The 13,608-nt window shown below is 38.2% G+C and carries 9 protein-coding genes, 1 tRNA gene and 2 pseudogenes; 7 read left to right on the top strand and 5 right to left on the bottom strand.

All coding sequences use genetic code 11. The features are described from left to right. Positions 1–39: 39 nt before the first annotated feature. From HXT27_RS02140 to HXT27_RS02125, 4 genes are all read left to right on the top strand, one after another. Positions 40–1,377 carry a carbohydrate ABC transporter substrate-binding protein gene (locus HXT27_RS02140; protein ID WP_075523921.1) on the top strand — a complete coding sequence of 446 codons (1,338 nt, stop codon included), beginning with the start codon at positions 40–42 and terminating at the stop codon, positions 1,375–1,377. A gap of 390 nt (positions 1,378–1,767) precedes the next feature. Further along, positions 1,768–2,553, top strand: a complete 786-nt coding sequence (locus tag HXT27_RS02135; protein ID WP_233186136.1) for a carbohydrate ABC transporter permease — start codon at positions 1,768–1,770, stop codon at positions 2,551–2,553. A gap of 14 nt (positions 2,554–2,567) precedes the next feature. After that, a complete protein-coding gene (locus HXT27_RS02130; protein WP_082266310.1) occupies positions 2,568–3,464 on the top strand; it encodes a carbohydrate ABC transporter permease in 897 nt (298 codons plus the stop codon). After that, positions 3,461–3,640: a DUF6903 family protein gene (locus HXT27_RS02125; RefSeq protein WP_075523920.1), complete on the top strand. Its 180-nt coding sequence runs from the start codon at positions 3,461–3,463 to the stop codon at positions 3,638–3,640. The genes HXT27_RS02130 and HXT27_RS02125 overlap by 4 nt, the downstream gene beginning before the upstream one ends. Positions 3,641–4,017: 377 nt before the next feature. On the opposite strand, the gene HXT27_RS02120 is transcribed toward HXT27_RS02125, so the two are convergent. Both HXT27_RS02120 and HXT27_RS02115 read right to left on the bottom strand, forming a co-directional pair. Then, positions 4,018–4,090, bottom strand: a tRNA-Lys gene (locus tag HXT27_RS02120). 127 nt (positions 4,091–4,217) lie between these two features. Beyond that, positions 4,218–4,451: a glutaredoxin domain-containing protein gene (locus HXT27_RS02115; RefSeq protein WP_233186149.1), complete on the bottom strand. Its 234-nt coding sequence runs from the start codon at positions 4,449–4,451 to the stop codon at positions 4,218–4,220. An 822-nt stretch (positions 4,452–5,273) separates the two neighbouring features. Here HXT27_RS02115 and ftsY point away from each other — a divergent pair. The 3 genes and pseudogenes from ftsY to dnaB form a co-directional block, all read left to right on the top strand. Further along, positions 5,274–6,194: pseudogene (gene ftsY, locus HXT27_RS02110) on the top strand (signal recognition particle-docking protein FtsY); the annotation flags it as partial. Positions 6,195–6,478: 284 nt separating this feature from the next. After that, positions 6,479–8,063, top strand: a pseudogene (locus tag HXT27_RS02105) (ammonium transporter); the annotation flags it as partial. 896 nt (positions 8,064–8,959) lie between these two features. After that, on the top strand, positions 8,960–10,330 hold the full coding sequence (gene dnaB, locus HXT27_RS02100) for a replicative DNA helicase (RefSeq protein ID WP_075523919.1): 1,371 nt from the start codon (positions 8,960–8,962) through the stop codon (positions 10,328–10,330). Between the two features lie 257 nt (positions 10,331–10,587). On the opposite strand, the gene upp is transcribed toward dnaB, so the two are convergent. From upp to HXT27_RS02085, 3 genes are all read right to left on the bottom strand, one after another. After that, entirely contained in the window at positions 10,588–11,226 is a 639-nt protein-coding gene (upp, locus tag HXT27_RS02095; protein WP_075523918.1) for a uracil phosphoribosyltransferase, read from the bottom strand. Between the two features lie 218 nt (positions 11,227–11,444). Beyond that, complete coding sequence (locus HXT27_RS02090) at positions 11,445–12,113, bottom strand: thymidine phosphorylase (RefSeq protein ID WP_103043520.1); 669 nt, start codon at positions 12,111–12,113, stop codon at positions 11,445–11,447. A 46-nt stretch (positions 12,114–12,159) separates the two neighbouring features. Next, the gene (locus HXT27_RS02085; RefSeq protein WP_199172739.1) at positions 12,160–13,332 is read right to left on the bottom strand and encodes an NUDIX hydrolase; all 1,173 of its coding nucleotides are present in this window, start codon (positions 13,330–13,332) and stop codon (positions 12,160–12,162) included. Between the last annotated feature and the right edge of the window lie 276 nt (positions 13,333–13,608).

Below are 13,608 nucleotides of genomic sequence, written 5' to 3'. Positions count from 1 at the left end.
GTTGCTAGACCGTTTCGGCATAAATAGGAGGTTACAAGAATGTCTTGTTTTAACAAACTAACGCGTCTTGTTGCAGCATTGGGCGCTGGCGCGATGTTACTTGGTGTTGGTGCTTGCGGTGGCGGTAGTTCAACTGGTGCCAACGGTAAAGTAACACTTAAGTTCGCTGCTTTTGAAGGCGGATACGGTTCTCAGATTTACAAAGATGTTGTAAAGGAATATGAGAAGCTTAATCCAAATGTAAAGATTGATTTAGTCACTTCTAAGAAGATTGAAGACGAAATCACTCCAGGTATGAAGGCTGGAAATTATCCTGATATCGTTGAGCTTGGTCAAGGTTCTACTTCTGGATTAACAGAAACTTTGTTAAAGGATAAGGCTCTTGAGAAGTTGAATGACGTTCTGGATATCAAAGTTCCTGGAGAAAGCAAAACTGTTAAAGAGAAGCTTGTTGATGGTGTGATTGGTTTGTATACAAACCCTTATGGAAATTCTGATACGTACCTTATGCCTATGTATTACTCGCCATCTGGCTTAGTGTACAACAAGGCTTTGCTTGAAAAGAATGGTTGGAAAGTTCCAACAACTTGGGATGAAATGTTCAAGCTTGGTGACGAAGCTAAAGCAAAGGGTATCTCGCTGTTCACATATCCTACAGCTGGATACTTTGATGCATTCTTCAACGCTCTCATCGCTGATGTTGGCGGTCCAGACTTCTTCAAGGATGTTATGACTTATAAGAAGGATGTTTGGAAGACAGATAAGGCACAGAAAGTACTTTCTATTGCCAACAAGCTTGTTACTGAGTACTTGAATCCAAATACCGTAGGTTATGCAAATGCACAAGATTTCACTAAGAATCAGCAGTCTATTTTGGATGGAAAGTCACTGTTCATGCCAAATGGAACTTGGATTGTTAATGAGATGAAGGATGCTCCTCGTATGGATGGATTCAAGTGGGGCTTCGCTCCAGTTCCAACCTTAAGCAAGGATGCAACTCGTTATATCAATACCACTATTGAAGCTGTTTGGATTCCTTCTAAGGCAAAGCATAAGGAAGAAGCTAAGAAGTTCATGGCGTTCTTGTATTCCGACAAGGCTGCTGATATCTTCGTTAAGACCGGTGCTGTACAGCCAATTAAGGGTATGCCAGAAAAGGTCAGTGAAGATATGAAGCTCTTCTATGATGCATACAATGAGCCTAATGTTAAGGCTGTTTCCGGTTCATTCTCTACTACAGCTTCTGTAGAAGGTAAGAACATTAAGGAAGATTTGTATAACACGGTTGATTCTATTGCATCCAAGCAAAAGACTTTGAAGCAGTGGATTGATCAAATTAATGATACAAGTAATGCTTTGAATGCTGCTGCAAAGTAGTAAGTTCGTCCGTTTAAGCATGTGAATTTAATTCACCTAGTATAAGGCGGGCACTCGGCAGTTACCGCTGTGGGTGCTCGCCTTTACTTGAAAATTGATTAGATTCATGCGTTTATAATGTTGATTATTCAGACTTTATAAATAGTGACTTACAAAGGATAACAAAGTTGTTGTGATTGCTTGTCAGTATGTGTAGTAAAGTTTTATCTATTTTTTACAAAAAAGGAACGTATGATGTTAAGTCTTAAGCAATCGTTGGGGAGCTTGACTAAAAAAGGTGTGACCACTGATTTGGACAAAAAACGCGCGCGGTTTGGTCTTTTGTGCTCGTTGCCTACAGCAATTCTATTGTTAATATTCATTTTTATACCTGCAATAAATATTTTCCGAATGTCTGTATATAAGTGGAGTGGGTACTCTGACGATAAAAAATTTGTTGGTTTTGCCAATTTCCAAAAACTTTTTACAGATATGAATTTTGTACACGTATTCCAAAATACGGTTTTGCTATTGGTGGTAGTCACTTCGATTACGTTGCCGTTAGCTGTTATTTTTGCGGCAATACTTATGCAAAATCGTATTATAGGTAGTAGTCTTATACGCTTTATCTTATATGTGCCTGCAGTTCTTTCAATCGTAGTTGTAGCAGCTATCTTCTCATCAATTTATGATCAGAAATATGGCTTATTAAATGGTTTGCTTGGCTTGTTCCATTTGGATTCTTTGCAACAAGTATGGTTAGGTAATCAGAGGATTGTAATTTATTCTATTGGATTCGCTATGTTGTGGCAGTCATTAGGCTATTACATGGTTATGTATATGTCTTCAATGGCTGGAATTGATCCGCAAGTATACGAGGCTGCGCGTATTGATGGCGCTAGTAAAACAAGGCAATTATTCTCGATTACAATTCCTCTTATTTGGCAGAATTTGCGTACAACGCTGACGTTCTTTATCTTAAGCTCTGTTAATTTGAGCTTCGTTCTTGTGATGGCTTTGACCAATGGCGGTCCTGATAACGCATCGCAAGTTTTGCTTGGGTATATGTATTCGCAAGCATATAGCAATTCTGCATACGGTTACGGTATGGCAATTGGAGTAGTTATCTTCGTGTTTAGCTTTGTTGTATCGATGATTGTGAACATGGTTACGAAGAGTGAAGTGCTCCAGCATTAAAGAAGGTGTGGATTATGAAGTCTTTTATTAGTCGTGCAAGTCGCGGTAATGGTAGTAAGTGGGGATTTAGTCGAATTGTTGGGCAAATAGTTTTAACTATAGCTGCGTTAAGTATTGCTATACCAACTATTTGGGTGTTTATTGCTTCGTTCAAAGATAAAAGTGAATTTTATGGAAGCCCTTGGGATTTGCCAAAAAGTATACATTGGCAAAATTATGTGGATGCTTTCGTAGATGCTCATTTAGGACAGTACTTTGGTACTTCGGTAATCGTAACAGTATTAGCGATGATATTAGTTTTGATTATTGCATTACCATGTTCGTATGCTTTAGCTAGATTTAACTTTCCTGGTAAGCGTTTGCTAAAAATAGCTGTCCAATGCGGATTGTTTATTAACGCGAATTACATCATTGTTCCTATATTCTTAATGCTTGTTGGAGCAGATAAGCTTGTTATGGAATTTTTGCCAGAGGGTATTTTCTTAGACAACATATTTGTGTTGGCTCTTGTATACGCTGTAATGTCTTTGCCGTTTACAATATTCCTTTTGCAAGATTACTTTGCGTCAATCCCTAAAGCTTATGAAGAAGCTGCAATGATTGATGGTGCTTCACAATTTAAGATTATGGTTCGTGTATTCTTCCCTATGGCAAAGCCTGCAATCGCAATGTCTATGTTGTTCAACTTCTTAAGCTATTGGAATGATTATATTATTGCTATGACTTTGATGACTGGTAAGAATCGTACTGTTCAGGTTGGTTTGTTAAATCTTATGCAAACTCAGAAGGCATCTACGAATTATGGTCGTTTATATGCTGGCATGGTTATTGTGATGGTTCCTGTTCTTATATTCTATGCAATCGTGCAAAAGCGTTTGCTTGAAACCTCAAATATGGGAGGTATCAAATGAGTGAGAAATTGAAAAATGCTCTAATTATTGCAGGTAAAATAATCCTATATTTGGTATTTGTTGTACTAACAATTATTGGTGTAGGAAAAATAGGATGGTTTAATCTTTGCTTAGAGCTGATTGGCTTGTTGGGAATTATTGGCATGTTGTGGTGGTATAACTTGCGCAATAAGTAATAAGTGGATCGGTTAGTAGGTTAGTAAGTAAATAATTAACCATTGTAATAATTAACCATTGTAATAATTAAAGTTTTATAGACAATATTGGCTTGCAATTGATTTGACTAAGTATTTAGATAAATATTTAGTCAGGTATTGCAAGTCAATATTTTTATTATGCGTGTTTTTGTGTATTGATTAGTGTTTTGCGTATTGCTTACTGTTTTGTGCTCACAGTGTAGTGTTGTTCAAGTGTTTATAATTGCTTGATCGTGTGAAGCAGAATTTTATTAGTTCTGATGTGAAATAGCCCGTGAAATAGCATGAAACTTGTGATTATAAGCAAAAAATCTTAAGCGAAACACGATGAAATGTTTGCTTAAGATTCCACAAAGTGCCCCCTGTGGGACTCGAACCCACAACCCACGACTTAAAAGGACGCTGCTCTGCCAATTGAGCTAAAGGGGCAACAAATGAAAAGTATACTATATTTGAAAGACTAAGTAAATGTAGAAAATTTCCGCGTGTTGATTTGAAAATACATATAACTTATAAACTTAATCTTTGATTATTACTGTTTTTGTGTTTATTTCATTTATTTTAGGGAATCCAATTTTTCTTTAATTTGTATTGCAGATGGTTCAATCATAAACGAGTTATCTGGAAAAGTTACTACAGGAATATGTTTTTGACCACTAATTTCTATTGCTTTTTCTTCTGCACCTTCTTCAGATTCAATATCGTGCCATACAAATTCAGCGCCATATCTGTTAAGAGCAGCTTTAGCTCTGATGCAATCTCCACACCAATCTGCTCCATATACGTGAATTTGTAATTTGTTTGCTTGGCTTGACGCGTCTGTGTCATATGTTTTTGCGGTGTTGTTCTTCTCGAAGTCGCTCGTGCAAAAATCCATTTTTTCTCCTTACTGTTTTAATGCTGTGAATTATTTTAAGCAATAAGTGTATATAAGCGTATAAGTGTATATAAGTAGTTAATTTTAGAAAACTCATTTAACTAGGTGAAGTTTTGAGTCTTGTTTGAGTCTTGTTTTAATCCTGTTTAAGTCTTGTTTAATCTCAAAATGATTCGTTTTAAGCAAATGTTTAATATAGTAAATTATTGTTTATAATGTGAAAAAGTAATAAAAAAATTATTATTTTATGTTGTCTATGCACTTCTAGTTTCATATGCTTAATATATGTTTAATTTGGTTAGTTTGTTTGCACTTTTTTCTAGTGAATTTGTAATTCCTGCAATTTTAGTAGCACTTTTTATTGTAATTTTTGTTATTTATGTACTTTATTCGAAGAATAAAAAGAATGTGAGTAACAAGAGTGTTCGTGATAGCATCGAATCGCAATCTATTCCTGAATCCGATTTATGTAGCTCTAGTAGTGAATCTGAAGAACCTAGTGAACCTGAAGAAACTGATTCTAGCAGCGAAACTGATGTAGCTGAGGAATCCAATGTAACTAGTGAATCTCAGGTGTCTGAGGAATCCAATGTATCTAGTGTATCCAATGTATCCAATGTATACCAAACTCTAAATGCATCTAGTGAACCTCAAGAAAGTGACGAATCAGGTATAGCTTACGCGAGTGATGAAAGTGATGAAATAGAGGAAAAGCCTAAGGATCTTCCTCAATCTCTTTCTTCTCGTATTCAGCGTTTGCGCGCTAGGCTTTCAAATAGTAAAAATCCTTTTGGACGCGCGTTATTTACGATTTTAAGTAAAGATCATATTGCAGAATCTGATTGGGAAGAAGTTGAAGATACTTTACTTTTAGCAGATGTTGGAGCTCAAGCAAGTGAAGAACTTGTGGAATCTTTGCGAAAAGATGCGCGGATTACCGGAGTTTCGAATCCTGATGACGTGCGGTCATCTTTGCGTTCAAGGCTTTTAGAACTTGTAGGTGAGAAAACTGATCGGCGTTTGAATGTTGATAAATCAGATTCTAATCATCCGAGTGTAATCATGATGGTTGGAGTTAATGGCACGGGTAAAACTACGACAGCTGGGAAGTTGGCTCGTTTATTTGTGTCTGAGAATCATTCCGTAATTCTCGCTGCTGCAGATACGTTCCGTGCTGCTGCTGCAGATCAGCTTTCAACTTGGGCAAGTGCTGTTAATGTACCTGTTGTTCGTTCTTATAAAGATGGTGCTGACCCTGCTTCCGTAGCTTTTGATGCAGCTGAGCAAGCTAGTAAATCTAATGTTGACGTGTTGATAGTGGATACTGCTGGTCGTTTGCAAAATAAGTCAAACTTGATGGATGAGCTTGGGAAGATTCGCAGAGTTATAGAGAAGACTGTTCCTGTTGATGAAGTATTGCTTGTCCTTGATGCAACTACTGGTCAAAATGGAATGGCTCAAGCCAAAGTATTTGCTGAAGCTATCGGTATAACAGGTGTAGTTTTAACTAAACTTGATGGTTCTGCTAAAGGTGGAATTGTGATTTCCGTTCAAAAAGAACTTGGTGTGCCTGTAAAACTCGTTGGTTTAGGTGAAGGACCGGATGATTTAGCTCCGTTTGAACCAGAAAGTTTTGTAGACGGAATACTTTCGTAATATTTATGTTGTTATGTAGCTTTAAGTATAAAATTTTTTCATGAGCATACTTTTGTGAATTAACGATTTTTGTACGCGTATGGCGATTTAGCGCATTTGCTGACTATAACGAGTATTGCGAATGTAATGAATTTGGCGAATTTGACAAATTTGACAAAGTTACTATTGCATGAATATGTGAATATGTTCAGATTTTAGTTGTCTGTTTGTTTTACGGGTACAATAAATATAGATGTTAAATACAAAATTGTAAGTTGCATAAAATCAAATAATTGAGGTGATATATGACCGCAATAGATCCGCAGTTAGCGTTATTGGCTGCAGCATTGGTATTTATTATTACTCCTGGTATTGCGCTTTTCTACGGAGGGCGCGAGAAAGCAACTTCTATGATTAACATGATGATGCTTTCTGCTGGAGCAGTCGCTGTAACAACTATTGTATGGACGTTATGGGGTTGGTCACTTGCGTTTGCGGGAAAAGATATGTTGGGTGGGATTTTTGGAGATCCTATGAGCGGTCTGCTATTCCGTGATTCCATGGTGTCAGACAGTGGGATATTTACATCTATGGATGTTGGCTCTGGTATTGCAAATGAACTCCCTGCAGCTTTTAGATTGGCGTGTGCTATTGTAGCTGTTTCTTTGATTACTGGAGCGCTCGCAGGTCGTGTTCGTTATGCGATTTGGCTTATATTTGTGGCAGTCTGGATTACACTAGTATTCTCTCCTCTTATGCATATGGTGTATGGCGGTGGTTTGCTTTCTGCTAAGGGCGCTATTTCGCAAGCTTTAGGAGTTTCTATCCATGATTTTGCTGGTGGTTCAACTCTTAATTTAGCTGCTGCTGTTTCAGCTTTAGCAATCGTGTTTATTATTGGCGGTCATGCGAAGTTCCCTTTGAAGCGTTTTATTCTTCACGCAAAAGGTGTATTTTCTGTTTCTTCTCATGCAAGTTCTGCTGCAAAGAGTGAAGCAAATAGTAAAAATCATAGTAAAGGAAAATTAGAGCAAGCATTGTGGAATGATGTTGCTCGTTCTAATGGCAATCATGCTGCCCATGATAGCTTTACAAAAGATATTTCTGAAGGTTCGTTATCTGATGCTAATTCTATGAGTGAAGAGTCTTTAGTTGGAGCGCGACAGCCTCACAATGTTCCTTTTATTATGCTTGGAATTTTTATCATTTGGTTTGGCTGGCTTGGCTTAATGATTGGTTCTTCTATGGGAGTTCCTGGAGCTGCAGTTTATTCTTGGATTAGTTCAACTATTACAGCTTCTGCTTCAATGCTTGCATGGGGAGTTACTGAGCGTTTACGTTTTGGGCGCTTTACAGCTTTAGGTTCGGCTTCTGGCGTTATGGCTGGTCTTGCTGCAAGTTCTGCATCTGCTAATGTTATTGCTCCTTTATGGGCGCTTTTACTTGGTGTGTTAGTTGGTGTTGTAACGTCATTAGTTTCCTACTCGCATGTTTTTGCTCGTTATGATGGTGCTTTGCATGTAGTTAGTGTTAATGGCGTTGCTGCAATTATTGGTTTGCTTGCAGTCGGATTGTTTGCTGATGGCAAAGGTCTTCTTGTTGTTGGAGATTGGCATCAGCTTGTTGCGCAAATTTGCTTAATTTGCATTGTAATTTTATATGCTGGAGTTATTACGGCAGTACTGGCTTTTGCTTTGGAAAAACTATTTGGTTGGCGTATATCTGAAGCTAAAGAACGTAAAGGTGTTGATTTGGCAGATCAAGGCGAGCGCGCTTATGATTTTTCTTCTATAGTTCAAGCTCGTTCTGGTGCTGTTGTTGAAGTTTCAGATGCTACTCAAGGCAAAACTCAAATGGCGGTTTTAACGCCTGTTTCTTTGGACGTGGATGATGTTTCATCTGAAAGTTCTTCTACGGAACTTGAGCAATCTAAAGTGGATTCTGTGCTTGATTCTGATATCAGTGAGTTAAATATTGATGCTAATAAAGCAAATGAAGATGCAATAGAATCTGGTGAATTGGAATCTGGTGAATTTGAATCTGACTTTGCTAACAAATTAGATGAAGATCCGTCTGTTGATTCGTCTGTTGATTCGTCTGTTGATTCTTCAGCTAATAGTGTGGATTCAGTAAATCTTGATTCGTTAGATGATAGCTCAGATAAGCATGACGAAGTTAGTGAAGATGTTGATTCTTCTGTGAGTGATTCTGATGCGAATAGATCTGATAGCTCTAATAATTCGGATAACTCTGGTTCTGGGGCTGGTTCTGAGAGCTCGACGCGCAGTCGTCGTCGAAAGCGCAAATAGTCTGGAATATAAGCCAAAGCGCATAAAAGATCTAATTAGATTAAGTTATAGCCATCGATTTCTTGTTGAAGTCGGTGGCTTTTATTTTTCAATGTTTTTAATTGGAAGTCTTATATGTTTTAATTTTTCGACACGCACGGAGTGTGTAATGTGGATAAAAAATGAAGTTATCCACATATTGGGCGTTTCTATGTGGATATCTAATGAAGTTATCCACATATTGGGGATAAAAGTGTGTATAACTTGCGAATAACTTTTTTCAATTTTTCTTCTATTTGTATTTTTCAGGAATTTGTGTTATGCATTTCAGACATCTTTATTTGTCAATAAATGTATAGCTTGCTTCTCGCGCGTAATACTTGCACACGTTTATACTCGTTTTTATAAAAAGTAATGCATAGTATCTTTATATGCAATGTAAATTGCGAATAAGTGTCTATCGCTTTCAATAACAGCATTGTGAGGTATGTTAGTAGTATGAGTCAGGATTCTTCATCCTCAGATAATCGTAATGTATTTGATCGTATTCCTCCGCACGATGCAGATGCTGAAATGGCTGTTCTCGGCGGCATGCTTATGAGTAAAGATGCTATAGGTGAAGTTTCGCAAGATCTAGAAACTTCTGATTTTTATCTTCCTCAACATCAGACTATTTATGATGCGATTATCACTCTTTTTTCTGCATCTCAGCCTGTGGATTCCGTTCTTGTTGCCAACGAACTACTGAAAAATGGTGATTTGGAAAAGGTTGGCGGTGCAGATTATTTGCACAGTTTAGTCGCTTCAGTTCCTACTGCTGCAAACGCCACATATTATGCGAATATAGTGCATCAAAACGCTATTTTGCGTAACGTAATTACAGCAGGTACAAAAATAGCTCAAATGGGTTATTCTGCGAATGGTTCTGTTGCTGAAGATATTGTTAATCTTGCTCAGGCAGAAGTATATGAGATGAGTACTGGGCGAGTTCATCAAGATTATGTGTCTATCGGTTCTGTGTTAGAAACTACGTTAAATCAGATTGATGATCTTCAAACTAATGGCATATCTAGCGGTATTCCTACAGGGTTTAGAGATATCGATAACGTAACTCAAGGTTTGCAACCTGGGCAGATGATTGTTGTAGCTGGTAGGCCTGCTATGGGTAAGTCTACGCTCGGAGTCGATTTTGCTCGTTCTGCTGCGTTGCATCATAATATGACATCTATTATTTTCTCTTTGGAAATGAGCAAAATTGAGTTAGCTCAACGTATTATTGCTGCTGAAACAAATATACCGTTAACTGCTTTACGTCATCCTGAAGAAATTACTTCTGATCGATGGGCAAAGCTTAATAGTTTTTGGGATATGATGAAGGATTCGCCATTATTTATTGACGATAGTCCTAATATGAGTTTAATGGAAATTCGTGCAAAATGTCGTCGTCTAAAGCAGACTAATGATTTGAAATTAGTTGTAATTGACTACTTGCAGCTGATGAGTTCTGGCAAGCGCGTGGAAAGCCGCCAGCAAGAGGTTTCTGATTTTTCTCGAGCGTTAAAGTTATTAGCAAAAGAGCTTGAAGTGCCGGTTGTTGCGTTAAGTCAGCTGAATCGTGGACCTGAAATGAGAAATGATAAAAAACCTCAACTTTCAGATTTGCGCGAATCTGGGTCTATTGAGCAGGATGCAGACGTTGTGTTTTTAGTACACCGTCCTGATTTTTATAATAAGGAAGAACGCCCAGGTGAGGCCGATATTATTATGGCAAAGCATCGTAACGGCCCTACAGACACATTTAAACTTGCTTTTCGTGGAATTAACTCTAAGTTTGAAGATATGGCTCAAGAGCAATCTCAGCCTATGTGAGTTTGCATATGTGAGTTTGTTTGTGTGAGTTTGTTTGTGTGAGTTTTGAGAAACATTGCGGAGTGTTCGCTTAACATTGATGCTTAATATAAAAGCCTGCTGAATTTTGCAAAATTATTGCGATAATCAGCAGGCTATTTCTAGTTTTGACTAGTTTTTTTAGTTTTTAGTTTTTGATAAATTTGCTTAGCGTCTGACTAGTTTTGATTTGTTTTGACTAGTTTTGATTTGATTTCGTTTTATACACGTATCAAATATTAATCAATTAAGCCATATAAGCGATCGCCTGCATCTCCAAGGCCTGGAACTATGTAAGCTTTATCATTTAAACTCTCGTCAACAGCGCAAACAACAACCTTAAAGTCAATAGAAGGATCAATCTCCTTCTCTAAACGCTTTAAGCCTTCTGGAGCTGCCAAAATGTTAATAGCAGTAACATCCTTAGCGCCGCGCTCTGCTAAGTAATGTGTAGCGGCAATAAGAGTACCGCCGGTTGCAAGCATTGGGTCAAGAAGGAAGCATTGACGACCTGTTAAGTCTTCTGGCAAACGATTTGCATAAGTAATTATGTCGAGTGTTTGCTCATCGCGCTTCATTCCGAGGAATCCAACTTCAGCGGTTGGAAGAAGGCGAGTCATACCATCGAGCATGCCAAGTCCGGCTCTCAAAACCGGCACAACCATTGGGCGTGGTCGATTTAAATGCTTGCCAGTCATCTTGCAAATAGGAGTTTCAATCTCGTAATCGCTAACTTCCAAATTACGAGTCGCTTCGTAAGCTTCAAGAGTTACTAACTCTGAAACTAACTCGCGGAAAATATTAGATGGTGTATTTTTATCACGCAAAACGGTGAGCTTGTGGTCCACCAGCGGATGATGTAAAACATGAAGATCCATACCTTCTAGATTAAAACAAGCTAGGCATGTTAGCTATCGGCGTGCCGTGAAATTTTCAAGAAAATATAAACAAAGTAATAGTTAAAACGCTGACTTACGAAAGCGCCTGTCGGCGCAAACGCCGCTCGTAGCGGCAAAAAATGGAGCCCGGGGCTTAAACGCAAGCCAGCGTCAATTTCGAGTATACCTGTTTTTATTATTCAGCGCGCCGAGTGAGTTTAATCAAGTTTTCCAGCTTTCCATAACGCAGCGCCATTTTTGAAATTGCATGAAAGCGTATGAAGATTTGCTGAGATATGTAGAATTTTTGCTATTTTTTGCGTATTTTTATTAGAAGATTGATAGTTTTTTGTATTATTTGATAGTTTTTCTGCATATTTATGCATTCCACGCGAAATGATCGAAGTAAATGCAGAAGCTCGATGCAGCGCTATTGCGAAATCACCTGTAAATGCACCTGAAAGAATGGAATCAGCAAGGCGAGCAATATCTTCTCCTGTAGGTGTTTCATCTATACCTGTAATAGCAGAAGCACTCGTGGTTTCAGGTTCTCCTATATGCCAATATTCAGCATACGATTCACGCTGTTTTCTAAGTGACATACGCAATAAATATAGTCTATACAACATTCCAGGTAGTGACTCTGCTTCGCAGCTACTCCACAAATCTGCGATAACGTCAATACCTTCATTTTCAACCAAATTCAGCACGCGTTCAACGATTTCTTGAGATTGAGTTTTGTGCACGCGATTAAGTAAAACAGCAGCAGAAGTATGGCTAATCTCATTGATGATTTGTGGATCTGCGCCACCTTCAATTTGTGAAAGCATTGCAGGATCTATTTGTGCAGGTCTGCTTGGGCGATTTTCGCCTATTGGATTTGGCATAAAAGCGCAACGGCTAGAATGAATGGAACTTGATTGTGAATGAAGGCTAGTAGACAATTGGCATCACGCTTTCAATATCAATAATTCGAGCACCTTTAGGAGTGTTGATAATATGCAAAACTATTGCACTTCCTGTAGGCATGTATGGAGATCGCATACTTAGAATGCGCTTATGTGCTTTAGGATTTGTAATTTTTCGCAAATATTCAAAGAATGAGCCGATAATAGGTCGGTGCAGGCACATTGCAGTTGTACTTGTTGTGTTAGCTGTGTTTGTTGTACTTGTTGTGTTTGTTGTTGCGTAATTATCATTTTTATCACAATGAACAAGTTGAGCTATTGTGTCTATAAGCACGTTAAGTGTATCTTGAGGATTTTTTTCGTGATAATCTTCAGTAAGCTCCGGTATTTCTTCAATTTTCATTGAGCAATCGCTGGCAAAAAATCCAATTGTTTCTACGCAACGTTTCCAAGGTGATGAAAGTATCTTATTTGGCGCGTAGCAAGCAAGCTCTCGCGCAAGTGCGTAAGATGCTGCTGATCCAAGAGGTGTAATTGGGCGAGTTGCTTCGCTGCCTTGCCAAGTCTTTCGAGATTCTGCTTTTCCGTGTCTTACTAGTATTAAAGTGCTATATCTTGCTTTGCATGTGTGAAGTCGTTCTAAGAAAGCATCCAATACTTCTCTGTCACTGTCATGAGTAAGTTTTTTGCGAGCTTTTGAAGGAGTTAGCCATAAAACATTGCTGATTTCTGTGCGTTTTGCTGGCTTTATTGGTCCGAATGCTGGCAATCTCTTTGATGCTGTAGATTCGTTTATTTCGTGCATCATCCAGTAGTGAATTCGCTTAATTACTGTTGGTTGATTATTCTGCGATGAGCTACTGTTTTTGTTGCTTTTAGAGGTAGATTGCTTCTTGCCTTCGTGGTCAAGAGGATACTCGATTTGAGCAATATGAGGGCCAAGTGTTACTGCATAGCCTGTTTCTTCGCCAACTTCGCGCACTGCTGTATGACGATATGATTCGTTTTCTTCGTTTTTCCCTTTTGGCCAACTCCAATCATCGTATTTAGGACGATAAACTAGGCAAAGCTCAAAGTCATCGTCACTTATTTGATTGCCTGTTTTTTTGAAGTCACACGTGTTTGCGCTATCTATATTGCGCTTGCGGTAAATGATTCCGCCTGCTGCTTCAACGTATCGCGTTGCTACTGCACTCATGTTCACTATTTTAGCTGTTTTCTTTCGCAACTTTTAGTTTTGCCGTAATCTTTTACGTTTATCATTGGCATGACTGTGATGCAGGTACTCTGGGCTAATCAGATATTTCTGTTATATAACCCAAACTTCCTAAAATTTTCACTAAAATCACAGTGTAAAAACATCCTAAAACTGGCAAATGGTGACGTAAAAAACATCCCAAAACTGGCAAATAATGACGTAAAAAACATCCTAAAACTGGCAAATAATGGTATAATCGTTGTAATATCAACAATA

Source organism: Gardnerella bivia (genome assembly GCF_049262715.1).
GTDB lineage: Bacteria > Actinomycetota > Actinomycetes > Actinomycetales > Bifidobacteriaceae > Bifidobacterium > Bifidobacterium vaginale_A.
The sequence above is the reverse complement of the archived record's forward strand: the minus strand, read 5'-3'. Positions and strand labels throughout refer to the sequence as shown.